Genomic DNA, 18,783 nt, shown 5'->3' on the forward strand with positions numbered 1-18,783 from the left:
CCTGCCACTTGACGCTCCCCCACCCAAGTGCACAACTCGCCGCATGAATTTCGCCAGACGCATCAGCCGCCTTCCGCACCCCTTCGAACCCGATCGCGGGCGCGAGACACGCGACCTTTTCCCCGAGGTCACGAATGGCGTCGCCGACCTGCTGAATGGCGCCGGCGGCAGCAGCCCCTACCTCAAGGGCCTTGCCGAGAAGGAACGCGACTGGCTGGCCGGTGCCTTCGACGATCCCGAGGGCGCGATCGGGGCGCTGTTCGCCGGCCTTCCCGAAGCCGCCCCCGATGCGCTGCCAACCGAGTTGCGCCGCGCCAAGCGGCGCATCGCGTTGCTCACCGGGCTGGCCGATCTCGGCGGTGTCTGGAGCCTCGAAGAGGTCACCGGCACCCTGACCGATTTTGCCGATCTCGCCACGCAGCTGTCAATCAGGGCCTGCGTGGGACACGAGATCCGGCGCGGCAAGCTGCCCGGAAAGACGGAAGCAGACGCCGACACCGGCGGCGGCATGGTGGCGCTGGCCATGGGCAAGATGGGCGCGCACGAGCTCAATTACAGCTCCGACATCGACCTGATCTGCCTGTTTGACGAAACCCAGTTCGACCGCGACGACTATCTCGACGCCCGCTCCGCACTGGTCCGCGCCACCCGCAAGATGGCTGCGATACTCAACGACCAGACCGGCGAGGGCTATGTCTTTCGCACCGACCTGCGGCTGCGGCCCGATCCGTCCGTCACCCCGGTCTGCATGACCATGGAGGCGGCCGAGCGCTATTACGAGAGCCTTGGCCGCAACTGGGAACGTGCCGCCTATATCAAGGCGCGGCCCTGCGCCGGAGACATCGCGGCCGGTGAGCGGTTCCTCAAGACCCTCAAGCCCTTCGTCTGGCGCCGTCATCTCGACTTCGCCGCCATTCAGGACGCGCACGAAATGCGGCTACGCATCCGCGCCCACAAGGGGCTTGGCGGGGCGATCAGCCTGCCGGGCTACAACGTCAAGCTGGGCCGGGGCGGCATCCGCGAGATCGAGTTCTTCACCCAGACCCAGCAGATGATCGCCGGCGGACGCGATCCGGATCTCCGGGTGCGCGGCACCGTCGAGGGGCTGGCGGTGCTGGCGCGCAAAGGCTGGATACCCGATGATCTGGCCGAAACGCTGACGCGGCACTACCGCTTTCACCGCGAGGTCGAGCATCGCCTGCAGATGGTGGCCGACGCCCAGACCCAGACCCTGCCGAAATCCGACGAGGGCTTTGCCCGCATCGCCGCGATGATGGGCAAGGACGTTGAGGCGCTGAAGGCCGAGCTGATCGGTCGCTTCGAAGAGGTGCACGAACGGACCGAGGGTTTCTTCGCACCCGACGCCGAAGATGACCAACCGACCGGCCTCCAGACCGAGTTCGACGAAGAGATCACCAGCCGCTGGCGCAGCTACGCCGCCCTGCGCAGCCCGCGCGCCAACGAGATCTTCAATCGCATCCGTCCCGAGATTCTGCGCCAGCTGGCCGAGACCGCGCGCCCCGATGAATCGCTGCGCGCCTTTGACGGTTTCCTCGCAGGGCTGCCCGCCGGGGTGCAGTTGTTCTCGCTTTTCGAAGCCAACCCGCAGCTCATCGACCTGCTGGTCGATATCGCCGGGACGTCGCCGACGCTGGCGAAATACCTGTCGCGGAACTCCTCGGTCTTCGACGCGGTGATTGGCGGCGATTTCTTCGCCGACTGGCCTGGCACCGCGACGCTGACCGACGAATTGACCCGCGTGTTGGCCCGCGAAGGCGACGACTACGAACGCAAGCTCGACGCCGCGCGGCGCTGGGCCAAGGAATGGCACTTCCGCGTCGGCGTCCACCACCTGCGCGGGCTGATCGATGCCGCTCAGGCCGGAGCGCATTACGCTGAACTGGCGGAGGCCAACCTCGCCGCGCTCTGGCCCGAGGTGGTGGCGCAATTCGCGCTGAAGCACGGCGATCCGCCCGGGCGCGGCGCGATCGTGCTGGGCATGGGGTCGCTGGGGGCGGCGCGGCTGACCTCGGCCTCCGACCTCGACCTGATCGTGATCTACGATGCCTGTGGCGTGGAATATTCCGACGGAAGGCGTCCGCTCGCGGCTCGGGCCTACTATGCGCGTCTGACGCAGGCACTGGTGACCGGAATGACCGCGCCGATGGCCGAGGGCCGGCTCTACGAGGTCGACATGCGGCTCAGGCCATCGGGCACGCAGGGCCCGGTGGCGACGTCGTGGCAGAGCTTCGAGAATTATCAGAAGACCGAGGCCTGGGTCTGGGAGCACCTTGCCCTGACCCGCGCGCGGCAGGTCGCGGGCGCGAACGGGCTGGGCGACGATGTCGAGACGCTGCGGCTGTCGGTGCTGGGAACGCGTGAGCGTGGCGAGGTGCTGGCCGAGGTGGCCAAGATGCGGGCGCGGATCGCGGCGGCGAAATCGTCCAACGGCCCACTGGATGCCAAGATCGGACCGGGGCGCATGCAGGATATCGAACTGACCGCACAGGCCGGGGCGCTGATCGAGGGCTGCCCCGCTCGGGCCACAGCGGAGGGCCTGTCGGCGGCGGCACGCTGCGGCGTGCTCGACGCAGCGGCGGCAGCGGCCTTGGCCGAGGCTTACGTATTGCAGGGCAGCCTGCAAATGGCCTCGCGGCTGCTCAGCGACGGGACGCTTGATGCCGAGGCGCTTTCCGGCGGCGGTGCGGCGTTCTTGCTGCGCGAATGCGGCGCCGAGACGATGCCGGAGCTGCTGGCGCGGCTGGACGACCTGCGGCAGCGGGCGAATAAGGCAATCACGGCGGCGCTGCCGCGGGTGGAGGAGGGCGCATGAAAGGCGATGCATTGGACCCGCGCGGGTTGATCGCGGAAAGCTACAGGATCGACGGCATCACGGAAGGCGAGTGCCGTTCGATCTTCCTCGACTGGGCGCTTGGGGTGGAGGGCGACAGCCGGGCGGCCGTGGCCGAGTTGCTGACGCGATACGGCAGTGTGCATCCGGAGCACCCGATGACCAAAGTGCTGCGCGACGGGCTCGAAACGCCGGACCGGCCGCGCCGGCGCGGTGGCTGGCGCGCGCGCGACCGGTAGCAGACCGTTCCTTGATGCCGTCGGCGCTCAGGCGCGGGCGAGCGCGGCGGCCTCGCGGGCCAGTGCCTCGATCCCGTCCCAGTCGCCGGCCAGCACCATGTCCTTCGGCGCGACCCAGCTGCCGCCGCAGCAAAGAACGTTGCCCAGCTTCAGGTAATCCGGCGCGTTCTTCAATGAGATGCCACCGGTCGGGCAGAACCTGATCTGCGGCAGCGGCCCGCCGATCGACGCCAGTGCCTTGGCGCCGCCATTGGCCTCGGCCGGAAAGAACTTTTGCACCGTGTAGCCGCGTTCCAGCAGCTTCAGCGCCTCCGAGGTGGTGGCCGAGCCGGGCAGGGTGGGCAGGTCGTTGGCCTCGACCGCGTCAAGCAGCCTGTCGGTGCAGCCGGGCGTCACCCCGAACTGGGCGCCGGCCTTCTTGGCGTTCTCCACGTCCTGCGGCGTGACCAGCGTGCCGACGCCGACGATGCCGCCCTCGACCTGGCTCATTTCCCGGATCACCTCAAGCGCTGCGGGGGTGCGCAGCGTCACCTCCAGTGCCGGAAGCCCGCCCTTGACCAGCGCCTCGGCCAGCGGACGGGCATGGGCGACATCGTCCACCACGAGGACCGGGATCACCGGCGCGCGACGGCAGAGGGCTTCGGTATTGGTGCTGGCGGCTTCTGGGGTCATGTCAATGATACTCCTGAGGATGGGGCCGGCGGCAGGAGCCTCCGGCGGGAGTTTGTCTGGCAAGGTAACGGAACTGGCACTTTCTAGACGACGACGGCCGCGCCGTCCGCCGCAAGGCCGACGGTGTCGCGGAACACCTGAAACAGCTCACGTCCGACGCCGTGGCCGTTGCCCGACAGGTCGGCGGTGACAGGTTCGCGCGCGTCGAAATCAGCGGCTGTCGTCTCGATCACGCCGTTGGTTGCGTCGACGCGGACGATATCGCCGTCGCGCAGCTTGGCCAACGGTCCGCCGGCGGCGGCCTCGGGTGAAATATGGATGGCCGAGGGCACCTTGCCTGACGCCCCCGACATCCGGCCATCGGTGACCAGCGCCACCTTGAGCCCCCGGTCCTGAAGCACGGCCAGCGTCGGGGTCAGCCCGTGCAGTTCTGGCATGCCATTGGATTTAGGCCCTTGAAAGCGGACCACGATCACCGTGTCCGAGGTGAACTCGCCGTTCTTGAAGGCGGCCTTGACCGACTCCTGGTCGTGGAACACACGCGCCGGCGCTTCGATGATGTGACGCTCTGGTGCCACCGCCGACACCTTCATCATGCCGTGGCCGAGGTTGCCGTACATCTGCTTCAGCCCGCCGGTGGGCTGAAACGGGTTCGACGCCGGGCGCAGGATTTTGTCATTCTGGCTGTCGCGGCTGCCGTCTTCCCAGACCAGCTCACCGTTCCGCAACTTGGGTTCCTGCGCATAGGCCGCCAGCCCCTTGCCGGCGACGGTGGTGGTGTCGGGATGCAGCAGGCCCGCCTCCAGCAGGTTGCCGATCATGAAGCCGAGGCCGCCGGCAGCATGGAAGTGGTTCACGTCCGCCAGCCCGTTGGGATAAACCTTGGCCATCAGCGGCACCGCGTTCGAGATCGCGTCGAAATCCTCCAACGCCAGTTCGACCCCGGCGGCGCGCGCCATGGCCGGCAGGTGCAGCACCAGGTTGGTCGACCCGCCGGTGGCCATCAGCCCGACGATACCGTTGACGAATGCCTTTTCGTCCAGCACATCGCAGACCGGGGTGTAATCGTTGCCCATCGCGGTGATCGCCAGCGCGCGGGCGGTGGCGGCCTCGGTCAGTTTGTCGCGCAACTCCGAGCCGGGGTTGATGAAGCTGGTGCCCGGCAGGTGCAGCCCCATGAACTCCATCAGCATCTGGTTGGTGTTGGCGGTGCCGTAGAAGGTGCAGGTGCCCGGCCCGTGATAAGAGGCCATCTCGGCCTTCATCAGCGCATCGCGCCCGACCTCGCCGGTGGCGAACTTCTGGCGCACCGCGGCTTTTTCGTCATTCGGCAGGCCGGTGACCATGGGCCCCGCCGGGATGAACAGCCCGGGGATATAGCCGAAGGTGGCCGCCGCGATCACCAGCCCGGGCACGATCTTGTCGCAGACGCCCAGGTAAACGGCGGCGTCATAGGTGTTGTGGCTGAGGCTCACGCCGGTGGCCAGCGCGATCACGTCGCGGGAAAACAGCGACAGCTCCATGCCGACCTGGCCCTGGGTGACGCCGTCGCACATCGCCGGCACCCCGCCCGAGACCTGCGCGGTGCCCCCGGCACGCCGGGCCGCTGCCTTGATGATCTGCGGATAGGTTTCGAACGGCTGATGCGCCGAAAGCATGTCGTTGTATGAGGTGATGATGCCGAGGTTGGGCACCCGGCCCTCGGCCAGCGCGGCCTTGTCCTCTTCGTTGGCAGCATAGGCATGGGCCTGGTTGCCGCAGGTCAGGTGGCCGCGTCGGGGGCCTTCCTCGGCGGCGCGGCGCATCTTTTCAAGATAAGCGGCGCGGCGTGGTTCGCTCCGCTTGCGGATACGGTCGGTGACGTCTGCGATGGTTGCGTTGAGGGTCATGCTGGCTCCTACCGTCGCGGCAATACCGCCACGGGACTGTTAGCGCTAACTTTGCGGGTCTTCTAGCCGCTCCGCCGGGGGAATGCAACCCTCGCACCTGTGGCTGAAGGGGCATGGTGTCCGACGGCGCGACGGGGCTTCCCGCCGGGGGAGGAAAGCCCTATCAGGGACCGCATGACAGATTTACCCGTGATCCGCCTGAAACCCAAGGCCAACGCCCGCGCCATCCGCCACGGAGGCCCGTGGGTCTTCGCCAACGAGGTCGTCACAGACCGCCGCACCAAGTCCATCTCGCCGGGGGCGCTGGCGGTGCTGGAGGATGCCGCGCGCGAGCCGCTGGCGCTTGTGGCGGCCAATCCTGCCTCGAAGATCATCGGGCGGGTATTGTCGCGCGACGTAACTGAGGTGGTGGATCAGGCATGGTTCGCCTCGCGCCTGAGGCGGGCGCTGGACCTGCGGCAACAGCTCTACGACGCGCCGTTCTATCGGCTGGTTCATGCCGAGGCCGACGGGCTGCCGGGGCTGGTGATCGACCGTTTCGGCGACGCCTGCGTGGTTCAACCCAACGCCGCCTGGCTCGACGTGCGCCTGGATATGCTCTGCGCCGCCTTGCAGGAGGTCACCGGGGTGGCCCACGTGCTGAAGAACGCGGCCGGGCGGACGCGGGCGCTGGAGGGGTTGGACGACGTGAACGCGGTGCTGGCCGGGCAGGCGCCCGAGGCGCCGCTGCCGGTGCAGATGAACGGCGCCACCTATATGGCCGACCTGACCGGCGGCCAGAAGACCGGGTTGTTCTATGACCAGCGCGGCAACCACGGGTTTGCGCAACGGCTGGTCGCGTCGGGTGCGGAGGTTCTAGACGTGTTTTCTCACGTGGGCGGTTTCGGTCTGGCGATGCTGGCGGCCGGGGCAGGGCGAGCCACCTGCGTGGACGGCTCGGCCCCGGCTCTCGATCTGGCACAGCGCGGTGCCGAGGCGATGGGGCAAGCGGACCGGCTGGACACCCGGCAGGGCGATGCCTTCGACGCGATGACCGCACTGGCCGAGGAAGGCGCGCGTTTTGACGTGGTGATCTGCGACCCGCCGGCCTTCGCGCCGTCGAAACAGGCGCTGGACGCCGGCCTGCGCGCCTACGAGCGCGTGGCGCGGCTGGCGGCAGCTCTGGTCAAGGATGGCGGCTATCTCGGGCTTTGCTCTTGCTCTCATGCCGCCGATCTGGGCGCTTTCCGCACCGCCTGTACGCGCGGCATCGGACGGGCCGGCAGGCAGGGCGCGCTGATCCATACGGGCTTTGCCGGACCGGACCATCCGCTGATGCCGCAACTGGCCGAGTCAGGCTACCTCAAGGCGCTGTTCTACCGGCTATGAAGGTGCTGCTCGACGCCTGCGTGATCTATCCCACGGTGATGCGCGAAATGCTGCTGGGCGTGGCCGCGCAGGGGGTGTTCACGCCACTATGGTCGGCGCGCATCCTCGAGGAATGGGCCCGTGCGACGCGCAAGCTGGGGCCGGGGGGCGAGACGCAGGCGCGTGGCGAGATCGCCCTACTGGCGATCGACTGGCCGGACGCCGAAGTCACATGGCCCGCGTCGCTGGAGGCGCGGCTCTGGCTGCCGGACCCGGCGGATGTCCATGTGCTGGCGGCGGCGATCGCCGCCTCTGCCGACATGATCTGCACGCTGAACGCCAAGGACTTCCCGCGCCAGATCCTCGCGGAAGAGGGGCTGTCGCGGCAGGACCCGGACGCCTTCCTGCATGGTATCTGGCAGGCACACCCGGAACTGGTGGCGCATGTGGGCGATCAGGTACTGCAAAAGGCCCGGAGCCTCTCGGAACATGACTGGCAGAAGCGACCGCTGCTGAAGAAAGCGCGACTACCGAGGTTGGCGAAGGCGCTCGGCTAGGACCGGTTCGCGGCCTCGACACCGTGGCGGCCGACCAGCCACCCACCCTGCGCTGCCCTTCGTCCGTTGCTTGTTCCGTAGGCCGGGCTTCAGCCCGGAACGCACGTACCCGCGATGCCGGGCTGAAGCCCGGCCTACTCATCCTTACAAGCTCGAGCACCGTCACTCGCCGCGCCAGCGTCCCTCCAGCTTTTCCAATTCTGCCACCCGCTCCGCCGTCTTGGGATGGCTCATCAACCATGCCGGCACCGCGCCGGACCGGTTCGCGGTCAAGGCATCCAGCTTGTGGAACAGGCTGATCTGAGGCCCGACACCGATCCCCGACTTGGTCAGCAGCGCCGCGGCATAGGCGTCGGCCTCGTATTCATCTGACCGGGACAGCCGCGCCGCCAGCAGCGAGGTCAGGGCGCTCGCAATCATCACGCCGATGCCGGGCAGCAGCCGGCTCAGCACCATGCCGAGCGCGGTGCGCAGGGCATTCTGACCGGAAAAGTCGATCATTCGCCGCCGCGAATGTCCCAGCGCGACATGGCCCAGTTCATGGGCGATCACGCTGGCCAGTTCCTCGGCGCTGACCTCGCCATTGCGGTACTTGCGATAGAAGCCGCGGGTGATGAAGATCCGCCCGTCCGGCGCGGCCAGCCCGTTGACCGGGTCGATCTCGTAGATGTGCACCGGGATGCGTTTGATATCGAGCGCGCGCGCCATCCGGTCGGTCAGCGCCTTCAGGCCCGGATCGGCCAGCTCGGTCGAGCGCGCGTCCAGCTCCTTGCGGGTGCGCCAGGCCGAGAAATGGTACATGGCGAACGCATAGAGGATGGCCAGCAGGATCGGGGTGAACTTCAGCATGGGGTGAATATGGGGGCGCCGGAACGAAGGGGCAATGCGCAAAGCTCGCCTGCGGCCGCAGTCAGGATGGGTGCAGACCCATCCAGCACAGAGGTGTCAGCGTGCCAGCGCCTTCATGCCGCTTTCCAGCCCCTGCAGGGTCATCGGCACCATGGCGCCTTCGAATATCTCGTGGATCATGCGGATCGACTGGGTGTATTGCCAATGCGCCTCCGGCACCGGGTTGATCCACAGGTGCTGCGGCCACTGTTCCCGCGCCCGTTGCAGCCAGACCTGTCCGGCCTCTTCGTTCCAGTGCTCGTTGGCACCGCCGGCATAGGCGACCTCGTAGGGCGACATCGACGCGTCGCCCACGAAAATACACTTGTAGTCCGAGCCGTAGGTGTTCAGCACCTCCCAGGTCGGCGTCACCTCGGACCAGCGGCGGCGGTTGTCGCGCCAGACGCCTTCGTAAAGGCAATTGTGGAAGTAGTAATACTCAAGGTGCTTGAACTCCGACCGCGCCGCCGAGAACAGCTCTTCCACGACCCGAATATGCGCATCCATCGAACCGCCGACATCGAGAAACAGCACCACCTTGACCGCGTTATGCCGCTCGGGCCGGGTCTTCACGTCCAGGTAGCCGTGTTCCGCCGTGGCCCGGATCGTGCCGTCGAGGTCAAGCTCGTCATTGGCCCCGGTGCGCGCCCAGTTGCGCAACCGTTTCAGCGCCACCTTGATGTTGCGGGTGCCAAGCTCGACCTGGTCGTCGAGGTTGCGGAACTCGCGCTTGTCCCAGACCTTCACCGCCCGCTGGTGGCGGCTTTCGTTCTGGCCGATGCGCACGCCCTCGGGGTTGTAGCCATAGGCGCCGAAGGGCGAGGTTCCGGCGGTGCCGATCCACTTCGATCCACCCTGGTGACGGCCCTTCTGCTCCTCGAGCCGCTGCTTCAGCGTCTCCATCAACTTGTCGAAGCCGCCAAGGCTCTCGATCTCGGCCATTTCCTCGGGGCTGAGGTGCTTTTCGGCCATCTTGCGCAGCCAGTCCTCGGGCAGGTCGACGGCCTTCAGCACGTCCGCCGCCGCGATCTCCTCGAGCCCCTTGAAGCAATGCGAAAAGGCGCGGTCGAACTTGTCGAGATTGCGCTCGTCCTTCACCATCGCCGCACGGGCGAGGTAGTAGAAGGACTCGACGTCATAGGTCGCCAGACCGGCGGTCATGCCATCCAGAAACGTCAGGTATTCGCGCAAGGAGACCGGAATGCCGGCCTTCCGAAGCGTCTCGAAAAAAGGAACGAACATTGCGGCCTCAGAGCGCCGCCCGGTGCAAGATCAGCGTCAGCACAAAGGCGGCAAGGCCGAAGGCCAGCGCGTAGATGCCGACGTATTGCACGATATCCAGCCGCTCTCCGCCGCGCCGTTTGGCGATCGTGCCGCCGATGATACCGCCCAACACGGCGCCGATGAGTACCAGCATCTGTCATCCTCCTTGGTGGCGTCAGTGCGCGCCATGCGGTCAGCCGCCAGAGCGTTTCAGCGGGCTCAGCGACGCGATCTCGCGCAGCTTGGCACGCACCGCCCAGTCCGCGCCAAAGCCGTAGCGCGCCCAACCCAGAGAGTCCATGCGCACCTGCCGCGCCTCCGATACCCGGCCCATCAGGTCCAGTGCCTCGGCGCGGATCAGAAGCAACGTCGACAAGAGCGCCGCATTCTCGTAGCGCGCAGCAGTGTCCACATGCGGTGCCACGAGGCTCAGCGCCTGCTCGGGACGGTTGCGCGTCAACTCCAGCGCCGCCAGCTGAGAAGCGACATAGGCCAGGTGCAACGGGGTGCCCCCGGCATTGCGATAGTAGCGTCCGGCTTCCTCGAACTCGGCGCGGGCCTGATCGGGATCGGTGGCCAGCGTGATGCGGCCCATGGCGTAATGCGAAAACGCGCGGCGGTGATCCTGCCAGCCCATTGCCGAGGCCACCTTCAGGGCCTCCAGCGCCGCCCGCTGCCGCCGGTGCGGCTTGGTGCCGGGGCCGAGCGCGGTCTGGATGGCGTCGATCCAGACCCGAGGGGTATGGCTCTGCCGCTGCACGGCACGGCTCTGTCCGCCGGGGTTGAGCCGCGCGAGAATGCCAGGAAGGCGTGCCGCAACCTGCGCGCGGGTCATGCCGGTCTGCAGATCGCCGTCATAGGTGGCGCGCAGGATCAGCATGTCGAAACCGGTCAGCACGGTGTGCACGTTGTCGTCGTTGAACACCGAATCCGACAGCCGGTAGAGATCGTTCAGCGGGCCCAGCGACTGCGCCAGCTCTTCGTGCAGGCAATCGCGCATCTCCTGCGGGGTCGAATCGTTGGGCACGAAGATCGCCACCTTCTCGCGCCGGGTGACCTGTGCCCAGCTCAGCGTGCCTGATCGGCGCATCCGCTTGTATTCGCCCAAGGACGACACATTCGGAACCACGAAGCAGGCCGCCATCGGCAGCGCCTTGCGGATCTCGGCCGAGGTGACGGCGTGGATGGTGACCGAGGCCGCCTCGGTGGGGCTCACCTGGCGCACGTCGAGCCGCGCTTCGCTGCGCAGCCGGTGCAGCAGGCGCTTCAGGTCGGCGTCCAGTTGGCGCGGCGCGTCGCCTGTCATACGCACGGTAATCGGACCTTCGAAGCGCGAGAAGTTTGGCAGGGGGCGGCCGCTTTCCAGCTTGAACGTCAGGTCCATGAAATCGCGGGCAATATCGGAGTTTGACCGTCCAGCCGGCACCGGGCGCGGCACCGAGAAGGTCTTCATCGCCGGCAGGGCGCTGTCGATGCTTGCGGCGCGGGTCGGCATTTCCGCGCTGGGAATCGGCACACAGGCCGAGAGCATCAGGTAGAGGGGAAGCAGCAGTCGGCGGGTGCGGCGCATGGCTCAGGCTCTCTGATATTTGATGAAGGGGGTCAGCACGCCGACGCGGTCATAGAGATCGCGTGCGGTGTGGTTGAACTCCTGAGTGAGCCAATAGACCGAAGGGGCGCCTGCTTCATCGGCGGCGGCATAGACCGCCTCGATCAGCCTGCGTCCGATGCCGCGGCCCCGAAGGTCAGGGACGGCAAAGAGGTCTTGCAGGTAGCAAACATCGTCGCGTTTCCACCCGTGACGGTGGAAGAGGTAATGCACGAGCCCGACCAGCCTGTCGCCGGTCACGGCCACCAGACCATGAAAGTCTCGGGGATCGTCGCCCAGCAGCCGCGCGAATGCCATGTCATATGTCTCGGCGGGAAGCTCGGTCTCGTAATACGCCAGGTACTGCTGCCACAACACGCCCCATTCATCGCCGTCTTCAGGCCGCAAGGGTCGGATGTAAATGGCGAGCCCTGTCGTCTCGTTGGACATTGGTGTCTTCTTCTGCCTGCTCTCTCAGATGCCTTCAGACATCGCTAACGGCTTTGTCGCCTTTGGGGAGAGTATAGGGCATGTTTATGTTTTCCGAGGGCCGATTGCGGCTGCTTATCGGCACGAGGTCAAACCGTTGCAATTCAGCCCGATCAAGGGGTTGGCTTGTGGATATATGTTTTGCGCCACACCAGATGTGGTGATCCAAGCCGCCTGAAAACGCCGCGATCCAAGGCTGGACCTCCCCGCCTGCGAAACGGCACAACCGCTCCGGCGCCAGCCTGGAGGTCCCGGATCGGGACCGGGACGCGGGGGTCCTGGCCGCGGCGACCACCACTACCGCCCGCGCCGCGCCATGAAGGCCAGACGTTCGAACAGGTGCACGTCCTGCTCGTTCTTCAGCAGCGCCCCGTGCAGCTTCGGCAGCGCGCTAGCGCCGTCGCGCTTGAGGTCCTCGGGCGACAGGTCCTCGGCCAGCAGCAGCTTCAGCCAGTCCAACACCTCCGAGGTCGACGGCTTTTTCTTCAGCCCCGCCTGATCGCGAATCTCGTAGAACTGGGTCAGCGCGGTGGTCAGCAATTCGCCCTTGATTCCGGGATGATGCACCTCGACGATCTGGCGCATCGTGGCTTCGTCCGGAAAGCGGATGTAATGAAAGAAACACCGCCGCAGAAAGGCATCCGGCAATTCTTTCTCGTTGTTCGAGGTAATGATGACGATGGGGCGCTGCTTGGCGCGGATCGTCTCGCCGGTCTCGTAGACGTGGAATTCCATCTTGTCGAGTTCCTGCAACAGGTCGTTGGGAAACTCGATGTCCGCCTTGTCGATCTCGTCGATCAGAAGCACCAGCTTTTCGTCCGCCTCGAAAGCCTGCCACAGCTTGCCCTTGCGGATGTAATTGCGGACGTCGTGCACCCGTTCTTCGCCCAGCTGGCTGTCGCGCAGCCGGCTCACCGCGTCATATTCGTAAAGGCCCTGCTGCGCCTTGGTGGTGGATTTCACGTTCCACTCCAGCATCCGCAGCCCCAGCGCATCCGCCACCTGGCGGGCAAGCTCGGTCTTGCCGGTGCCCGGCTCGCCCTTGACCAGAAGCGGCCGTTCCAGCGTCACCGCGGCATTGACCGCCACCGTCAGGTCCTCGGTTGCGACATAGCTGTCCGTGCCCTGAAATTTCATATCCGCTCCTTGATCCTCGCCATGGCGCGGACCCTACAGTCGGGATTTATTCGCTGCAATACAGCGCATTGTGTAGTGACATTCGCGCTCTCAAGGAGTAATCCCTGCGCGCAGGGGTTGCCGGCCAGAAGGAGTTAAAAGTGATTGAATCTGAGGTTGGCCATAAAGAGGGAGCGGATATGAAACAGGAATCGTTTCTGCCGGAAGACTATCGTCCCGCCGAGGACGAGCCATTCATGAATGAACGCCAGCTTGAATATTTTCGTCGCAAGCTGATCACCTGGAAAAACGAACTTCTCGACGAAACCCGCGATACCATCGAGGGCCTGCAGGAAAGCACTCGCAACATTCCCGACGTCGCCGACCGCGCCAGTGAGGAGACTGACCGCGCCATCGAGCTTCGCACCCGGGATCGTCAACGCAAACTCGTTGCCAAAATCAACTCGGCCCTGCGTCGCATCGACGAAGGCGAATATGGGTATTGCGAAGTGACCGGTGAGCCGATCTCGCTGAAGCGCCTCGACGCGCGGCCGATCGCCACCATGAGCCTCGAGGCGCAGGAACGCCACGAGCGCCGCGAGAAAGTGCACCGCGACGATTGATGCAAGCACTTGCGATCGAATAGGAAAACGCCGGGGTTCACGCTCCGGCGTTTTTACGACAGGGGAACGGGATGAGCCTGCTTGGTCTGGATATCAGCATCGTCGGCGGCGGTATCGGCGGACTGAGCGCTGCACTTGCGCTGGCCGGGCGCGGCGCGCAGGTCACGGTCTTCGAACAGGCCGAGGCGCTGCGCGAGGTCGGGGCCGGGCTGCAGATCAGTCCCAACGGGTTGCGGGTGATCGAGGCGTTGGGATTGGGTGAGGCGCTGGCCGCCCGATCGGTGCGTGCCGGGACGGTCAGCTTGCGCGACGACCGGCGCGGGCGCGAAGTCGCCCGGCTGGACCTTGGCCTTCTGCCCTATGCTCAACGCTACTTCTTCGTGCATCGTACTGATCTAATTGATATTTTGTCCGAGGCCGCCGCGCAGCGTGGCATCGCTTTCCGGCTGCAAAGCCGGGTCCGCGAGGTCCGTCCCGGCGCCCGTCCGGCGCTTTTTCTGGAGGACGGAACGCAACACAAAAGCAGTGTGATCGTCGGCGCGGACGGGGTGCATTCGGTGATGCGCGATGCGCTGATCGGCGCGGCGGAGGCGCAGTTTTCGGGGCAGGTGGCATGGCGAGCGGTGATCCCGAACGTGACAGGGCAACCGGCCGAAGCGCAGGTGCACATGGGGCCGGGGCGGCATCTGGTGTGTTACCCGCTGACGGGGGATCGCTTGAACATCGTGGCGGTGGAGGAGCGCGCGGCGTGGGCGGCGGAAGGCTGGCACCATAAGGATGACCCCGAGCACCTTCGTGCGGCCTTCGCGGGGTTTTCCCGGCAGGTGCGGGACATGCTGGACGCCGTGCAAGTGGTTCATATATGGGGACTTTTTAGGCATCAAGTCTCGCCCAGATGGCACGGTGGCAACTGTGCTCTGCTGGGCGATGCGGCGCATCCGACGCTGCCGTTTCTGGCGCAGGGGGCGAATCTGGCGCTGGAGGATGCCTGGGTGCTGGCGGCGGAACTCGACGGAAGCGAGGATGAGGCGACGGGGCTTGAGGCCTATCAGGCAGCGCGGATCACGCGGGCGAAACAGGTCGTCGAGGCGGCCAGCAGGAACGCATGGAAGTATCATCTGCCCCACGGGGCGTTACGATTTGCGGCGCACACGGTGCTGAGACTGGGCTCGCGACTGGCCCCGAACCGGATGATGGGGCAGTTCGACTGGCTCTATGGGCACGACGTCACGCGGCGCGGGTAATACCCGTTTCATCCACATCAACAGCGTCCGGAAATGTAGTGAAAGTGCAGGTTTCTGTTGCCAGGTACCTGCGAACCCCGCCTAGTGCTGCTAAGCTCTAGGACTTAAGATTTCGATAGTTCCAACTGCTTACGCAGCCATCGCCATCGGAGCTTTGTTGTCGTTTGCAACTAGCTTAGGTGTACCGATAACGGTGGTAACTCACCGGGACAAAGCTAACCCCTTTAGACGTTCGTCGATCCTGTTTCGTCCCCATGATCCCCAAACGAAGGATTTTTGGTGGAGACGCCGGGTACCGCCCCCGGGTCCGATCCGCTTATTACGAGCGCGTTTATGTCCATAGTCCCGAAGGACAAGGATCAATATAGGGCGGTGAGCCGGGGATGTTAAGGGGCGGGTTTTGTACAAATTGTACAAAACGACCCCCTGTTTTGTACAAAAGCCCCCCCCTGCGTTTCTGAAACGTCGGCCCGGGCAGGCAGTGGCCGCGATGGCGGTGCCGTCGGACCATCTCCGGCGTCCGATAATTCGATGAATTCGCGCAACGCGTCAGGCGTCGGCGCGGCGGCTTCGGTAGATGGTGTAGAGGCCGCTGCCGACGATCACCGCGCTGCCGAGCCATGTCATCAGGTCGGGGCGTTCGCCGAACACGGCGATGCCGAGGATCATGGCAAAGATCAGCCGGGTGTAGCGAAACGGTACGGTGAGCGAGACCTCTCCGACGCGCATCGACGCGGTGAGGCAGGTGTAGGCGCCGACGCCGACGAGCGTGGCGGCGACGACCTGTGCGGACGTCGGGCCGGATGGCATCGGTCCGAGACCGGTGACGGCCACCATGATGAGGCCCGCGACGACCAGCATCAGGAAGCCGTAGACGCCAAGCTGGACATTGGACATCGTCGGCGGGCTGGCGCGGGTGGCGAGATCGCGGCCGGCGAAGCCCAGCATGCCGAGGACGGCGAAGATCGAGGTTGCGGTAAAGGCGTCGGTGCCGGGGCGCAGGATCATCAGGACCCCGACAAAGCCCGCCGCGATGGCGAGCCAGCGCCGCCAGCCTACGGATTCGTAAAAGAAGACCACGGCGCCGAGCGCGACCACCAGCGGCGTCGCCTGCAGGATGGCCGAGACCAGCGACAGCGGCGCCAGCGCGAAGGCGAGGGTGTAGAACAGCCGGCCGAGCACTTCGGAGGTGGAGCGCAGCAGGAGCGGCCGCGTGAAGATCGCCGGGTGCCACAGGCGTTCGCGGCGGATCCGTGCCCAGACCAGAAAGATCAGTGTGCCGAGCGTGCCGAAGAGGATCAGGCCGAGCCCCACCGAGATCTGCCGCAGCGCGGCTTTCAGGAACATGTCCTCAAGCGCGAAGAGCGCCATGGCGGCGGTCATCAGGAATGGGCCGCTTCTGAGCATGGTCCGCCGTCCGGGTTGTGGGGTCGGTCTTGGCCTACGGCACGCGGCGGGGGTGGTCAATCGGGCTTGCCGAGCGCGCGCCGGTCAGCGCCCGCGGGTCAGTACGCGAGCGTCTTGCCGATCCACGGCAGGATGATCTTTTCAAGACGCACACTGACCTTTTCGCGGTGATCGCCGTCATAGACGTCCAGCAGGTGGGGGATGCGTTCCTGCCCGAGCCTTTGGGAAAACGCCAGCGTGGCCCGGGGGATGTGGAGAAACTGATCGTCGAGACCGACGCCGAGGGCGAGGCCGCGCAGGCCCTGAAGCGCGTCGCGGGCCTCGTCGATCCGGCGGGTCGGCAGGTTGTCGAGGTAGCGGTCGTAGGCCGGGGCATCGAGCACGATTTCGTTGCGCTCCAGTTCGAACGGAAAGTCGCCGTAGACCGGCGCGGCGCTGGGGTCGGGGTTGAAGGCGGTCACCACGCCCAGGGCAGCCACCGCAAAGAAATCGCGGGCCTCGACAAGCGCGTCGATGTCTTCGGGGGTCTGGACCGCGTAGGCGCGTTTCCAGGCATCGTTGCCGAAGCCGAAGTCGTCGATGGCATCAAGGCAGCAGGGGCTCATCGCCCAGACGGTCGAGAACCGTCCGGGCCGTGCCATGGCGAGGTGCAGCGCGCCGTAGCCGCCCATAGAGTGGCCCAGAACGGCGCGGCTGTCGGCGCTGGCAAGGGTGCGGTATCCGGTGTCGACATGGGTGATCAGGTCGTCGGCGATGTAGTCGGCCCAGTTGCCGCTGACAGACGAGTTCCGGTAGAAGCCGCCGCCGTAGCGGTTGCCGGCATTGGGCATGACCACGATCATCGGCGGGATCTGCCCGCTGGCGATGAGACGGTCGAGCATCTCCGGCAGCTTCATCCATTCGGTGAAGGTTTCGTAATCGTCGAAGACGCCGTGCAGCAGGTAGGCGCTTGGATACCGGTCGTCGCTGCTGTCGTAGCCGGGTGGCAGGTAGATGGCGGCGTCTTGCGTGCTGGGGGTGCCGAGCAGGTTGCCTTCGAGAGACGGGGCGGGAACCTGCGCTTCGACGACGCGCCCGGCGCCATTCGCCAACAGGGCGGCAGGGGTCGCAATCGCCAGTGCGAGACCGCAGAGGCACGCGCGGGTCAAATTCCACATGGTCTTGGTCCTCATGATGTGACGTTACGTAATGTAAACGATCTTAACATGGGGCGGGCCTGCGGTTTGCGCAAGGGGTATCAGTTCAGCGGGCGGATTTTCAGCTTGGTGATGCGGTTGTCCTTGCGGCCGGTGACCTCGAACCGGAACCCGTGGAACGAGAACACCTGCCCGGCGGCGGGGATGATCTGGGCCTCGTGGATCACCAGCCCGGCGACGGTGTTGGCCTCTTCGTCGGGCAGGTTCCAGTCGGTTGCGCGGTTGAGATCGCGGATGGTCATGGCGCCGTCGACGATGAAGTCGCCGTCGTCGCCCTTGCGCACCGGGTGATCGGCGTCGGGGTCGAATTCGTCGGTGATTTCGCCGACGATCTCTTCGAGGATGTCTTCCAGAGTGATCAGGCCTTCGAGCGAGCCGTATTCATCGACCACGAGGGCGAAGTGCGTGCGGCGGCGCAGGAACTGGCGCATCTGGTCGTCAAGCGATGTGGTGTCGGGCACGAAGTAGGGTTTCATCATCACCGAGGCGATGTCGAACTTGTCGATCTGCTCGGTGGTTTCGCCGGCGTCGACAAGGCGGTACATGGCGCGCAACAGGTCCTTGGCATGGATCACGCCGATGATGTTCTCGGGGTCGTCGCGGAAGATCGGCAGGCGGGTGTGGCGGCTTTCGAGACATTGGGTGAGGATGTCGCGGGGCGGGGTGTCGGCGTCGATCATCTCGATCCCGGAGCGGTGGAGCATGATTTCCTCGACCGTGCGTTCGGCCAGATCGAGCGCGCCGAGGATGCGGTCGCGGTCCTCCTTTTCCACCACGCCTTCGGAATGGCCGAGGTTGAGGGCGCCGGCGATTTCCTCGCGCACGGCAAGGATGTGGCTGTCGGGGTCGGTCTGGACACCGAAGATGCGCAGGATACCGCGCACCAGCAGGCGGACGGCGCCGACGATGGGAGCGAAGATGCGCACCACGACCGCAATCGGCCCCGACACGGCGGCGGCGGCGCTTTCGGCATTGGTGATGGCGTAGGTCTTGGGCAGGACCTCGGCGAAGATCAGCACCAGCAGCGTCATGACGAGGGTGGCCAGCGCGACGCCGGATTCGCCTAGAATGCGCGTGAAGAGCGCGGTGGCCAGCGAAGTGGCGAGGATGTTGACGAGGTTGTTGCCCAGAAGGACCGAGCCGATCAGCTTCTCGTTGTCCTCGGTGATGGTGAGCGCCCGTTGCGCCCCGATGCTGCCGCGGTCGGCCTGCGCGCGGAGCTTGCCGCGCGAGGCGGCGGTCAGCGCGGTCTCGGATCCGGAGAAGAAGCCGGAGAGCACCAGCAGGAACAGGATCGCGCCTGCAGTGATCCAGAAGGCGCCGTCGAGCAGTGAGGTTTCCATGGGGCCTGACTTTCGGTTGGTCTGGACGAGGTTATGGAGCGTGGAGGGGCGGTGATCAAGGGAGGCGGGGC

18 protein-coding genes and 1 other RNA gene are annotated in these 18,783 nt (G+C 65.9%); 7 read left to right on the plus strand and 12 right to left on the minus strand.

Features of this window, described 5'->3' with window-relative positions:
* The first annotated feature begins 43 nt into the window (after positions 1 to 43).
* A complete protein-coding gene (gene glnE, locus AC04PT_RS02790; RefSeq protein WP_482871967.1) occupies positions 44 to 2,833 on the plus strand; it encodes a bifunctional [glutamate--ammonia ligase]-adenylyl-L-tyrosine phosphorylase/[glutamate--ammonia-ligase] adenylyltransferase in 2,790 nt (929 codons plus the stop codon).
* On the plus strand, positions 2,830 to 3,090 hold the full coding sequence (locus tag AC04PT_RS02795) for a hypothetical protein (protein ID WP_482871968.1): 261 nt from the start codon (positions 2,830 to 2,832) through the stop codon (positions 3,088 to 3,090). Before glnE ends, AC04PT_RS02795 begins: the two co-directional genes overlap by 4 nt.
* Before the next feature lie 27 nt (positions 3,091 to 3,117).
* On the opposite strand, the gene eda is transcribed toward AC04PT_RS02795, so the two are convergent.
* A complete protein-coding gene (gene eda, locus AC04PT_RS02800) occupies positions 3,118 to 3,762 on the minus strand; it encodes a bifunctional 4-hydroxy-2-oxoglutarate aldolase/2-dehydro-3-deoxy-phosphogluconate aldolase (RefSeq protein ID WP_482871969.1) in 645 nt (214 codons plus the stop codon).
* A gap of 83 nt (positions 3,763 to 3,845) precedes the next feature.
* Positions 3,846 to 5,651 carry a phosphogluconate dehydratase gene (gene edd, locus AC04PT_RS02805; protein WP_482871970.1) on the minus strand — a complete coding sequence of 602 codons (1,806 nt, stop codon included), beginning with the start codon at positions 5,649 to 5,651 and terminating at the stop codon, positions 3,846 to 3,848.
* A gap of 174 nt (positions 5,652 to 5,825) precedes the next feature.
* Between edd and AC04PT_RS02810 the strand changes: the two genes are divergently transcribed.
* Positions 5,826 to 7,019, plus strand: coding sequence for an RSP_2647 family RNA methyltransferase (locus AC04PT_RS02810; protein WP_482871971.1), 1,194 nt, complete (start codon positions 5,826 to 5,828; stop codon positions 7,017 to 7,019).
* Positions 7,016 to 7,555, plus strand: a complete 540-nt coding sequence (locus tag AC04PT_RS02815) for an RSP_2648 family PIN domain-containing protein (RefSeq protein ID WP_482871972.1) — start codon at positions 7,016 to 7,018, stop codon at positions 7,553 to 7,555. Before AC04PT_RS02810 ends, AC04PT_RS02815 begins: the two co-directional genes overlap by 4 nt.
* A 162-nt stretch (positions 7,556 to 7,717) precedes the next feature.
* Here AC04PT_RS02815 and AC04PT_RS02820 read toward each other — a convergent pair whose 3' ends face one another.
* From AC04PT_RS02820 to AC04PT_RS02840, 5 genes are all read right to left on the minus strand, one after another.
* Positions 7,718 to 8,404, minus strand: coding sequence for a M48 family metalloprotease (locus AC04PT_RS02820; RefSeq protein ID WP_482871973.1), 687 nt, complete (start codon positions 8,402 to 8,404; stop codon positions 7,718 to 7,720).
* Positions 8,405 to 8,500: 96 nt separating this feature from the next.
* Positions 8,501 to 9,685, minus strand: coding sequence for a vWA domain-containing protein (locus AC04PT_RS02825; RefSeq protein ID WP_482871974.1), 1,185 nt, complete (start codon positions 9,683 to 9,685; stop codon positions 8,501 to 8,503).
* Positions 9,686 to 9,692: 7 nt separating this feature from the next.
* Entirely contained in the window at positions 9,693 to 9,860 is a 168-nt protein-coding gene (locus AC04PT_RS02830) for a hypothetical protein (protein ID WP_482871975.1), read from the minus strand.
* Between the two features lie 39 nt (positions 9,861 to 9,899).
* A complete protein-coding gene (locus AC04PT_RS02835) occupies positions 9,900 to 11,276 on the minus strand; it encodes a DUF2927 domain-containing protein (protein ID WP_482871977.1) in 1,377 nt (458 codons plus the stop codon).
* Positions 11,277 to 11,279: 3 nt separating this feature from the next.
* Positions 11,280 to 11,744 carry a GNAT family N-acetyltransferase gene (locus tag AC04PT_RS02840; RefSeq protein ID WP_482871978.1) on the minus strand — a complete coding sequence of 155 codons (465 nt, stop codon included), beginning with the start codon at positions 11,742 to 11,744 and terminating at the stop codon, positions 11,280 to 11,282.
* Positions 11,745 to 11,772: 28 nt separating this feature from the next.
* Here AC04PT_RS02840 and AC04PT_RS02845 point away from each other — a divergent pair, with 28 nt between their 5' ends.
* Entirely contained in the window at positions 11,773 to 11,961 is a 189-nt protein-coding gene (locus tag AC04PT_RS02845) for a hypothetical protein (protein ID WP_482871980.1), read from the plus strand.
* Positions 11,962 to 12,080: 119 nt separating this feature from the next.
* Here the strand turns inward: AC04PT_RS02845 and AC04PT_RS02850 are convergent, their stop codons facing one another.
* The gene (locus AC04PT_RS02850; RefSeq protein WP_482871981.1) at positions 12,081 to 12,920 is read right to left on the minus strand and encodes an AAA family ATPase; all 840 of its coding nucleotides are present in this window, start codon (positions 12,918 to 12,920) and stop codon (positions 12,081 to 12,083) included.
* Positions 12,921 to 13,099: 179 nt separating this feature from the next.
* On the opposite strand from AC04PT_RS02850, the gene dksA reads away from it, so the two are divergent.
* Together dksA and AC04PT_RS02860 are read left to right on the plus strand one after the other, a co-directional pair.
* Positions 13,100 to 13,522, plus strand: a complete 423-nt coding sequence (dksA, locus tag AC04PT_RS02855) for an RNA polymerase-binding protein DksA (protein ID WP_482871982.1) — start codon at positions 13,100 to 13,102, stop codon at positions 13,520 to 13,522.
* 71 nt (positions 13,523 to 13,593) lie between these two features.
* Positions 13,594 to 14,766 (plus strand): FAD-dependent monooxygenase, encoded by a 1,173-nt coding sequence (locus AC04PT_RS02860; protein WP_482871983.1) that lies wholly within the window; start codon positions 13,594 to 13,596, stop codon positions 14,764 to 14,766.
* 43 nt (positions 14,767 to 14,809) lie between these two features.
* Here the strand turns inward: AC04PT_RS02860 and ssrA are convergent.
* From ssrA to AC04PT_RS02880, 4 genes are all read right to left on the minus strand, one after another.
* Positions 14,810 to 15,160, minus strand: a transfer-messenger RNA (tmRNA) gene (ssrA, locus tag AC04PT_RS02865).
* A gap of 155 nt (positions 15,161 to 15,315) precedes the next feature.
* On the minus strand, positions 15,316 to 16,173 hold the full coding sequence (locus AC04PT_RS02870) for a DMT family transporter (protein ID WP_482871984.1): 858 nt from the start codon (positions 16,171 to 16,173) through the stop codon (positions 15,316 to 15,318).
* A 98-nt stretch (positions 16,174 to 16,271) separates the two neighbouring features.
* On the minus strand, positions 16,272 to 17,330 hold the full coding sequence (locus AC04PT_RS02875) for an alpha/beta hydrolase (protein ID WP_482871985.1): 1,059 nt from the start codon (positions 17,328 to 17,330) through the stop codon (positions 16,272 to 16,274).
* Positions 17,331 to 17,410: 80 nt separating this feature from the next.
* Complete coding sequence (locus AC04PT_RS02880) at positions 17,411 to 18,712, minus strand: HlyC/CorC family transporter (RefSeq protein WP_482871986.1); 1,302 nt, start codon at positions 18,710 to 18,712, stop codon at positions 17,411 to 17,413.
* Positions 18,713 to 18,783 lie beyond the last annotated feature (71 nt).

The sequence above is a fragment of the Litorisediminivivens sp. KMU-197 genome (assembly GCF_056858395.1).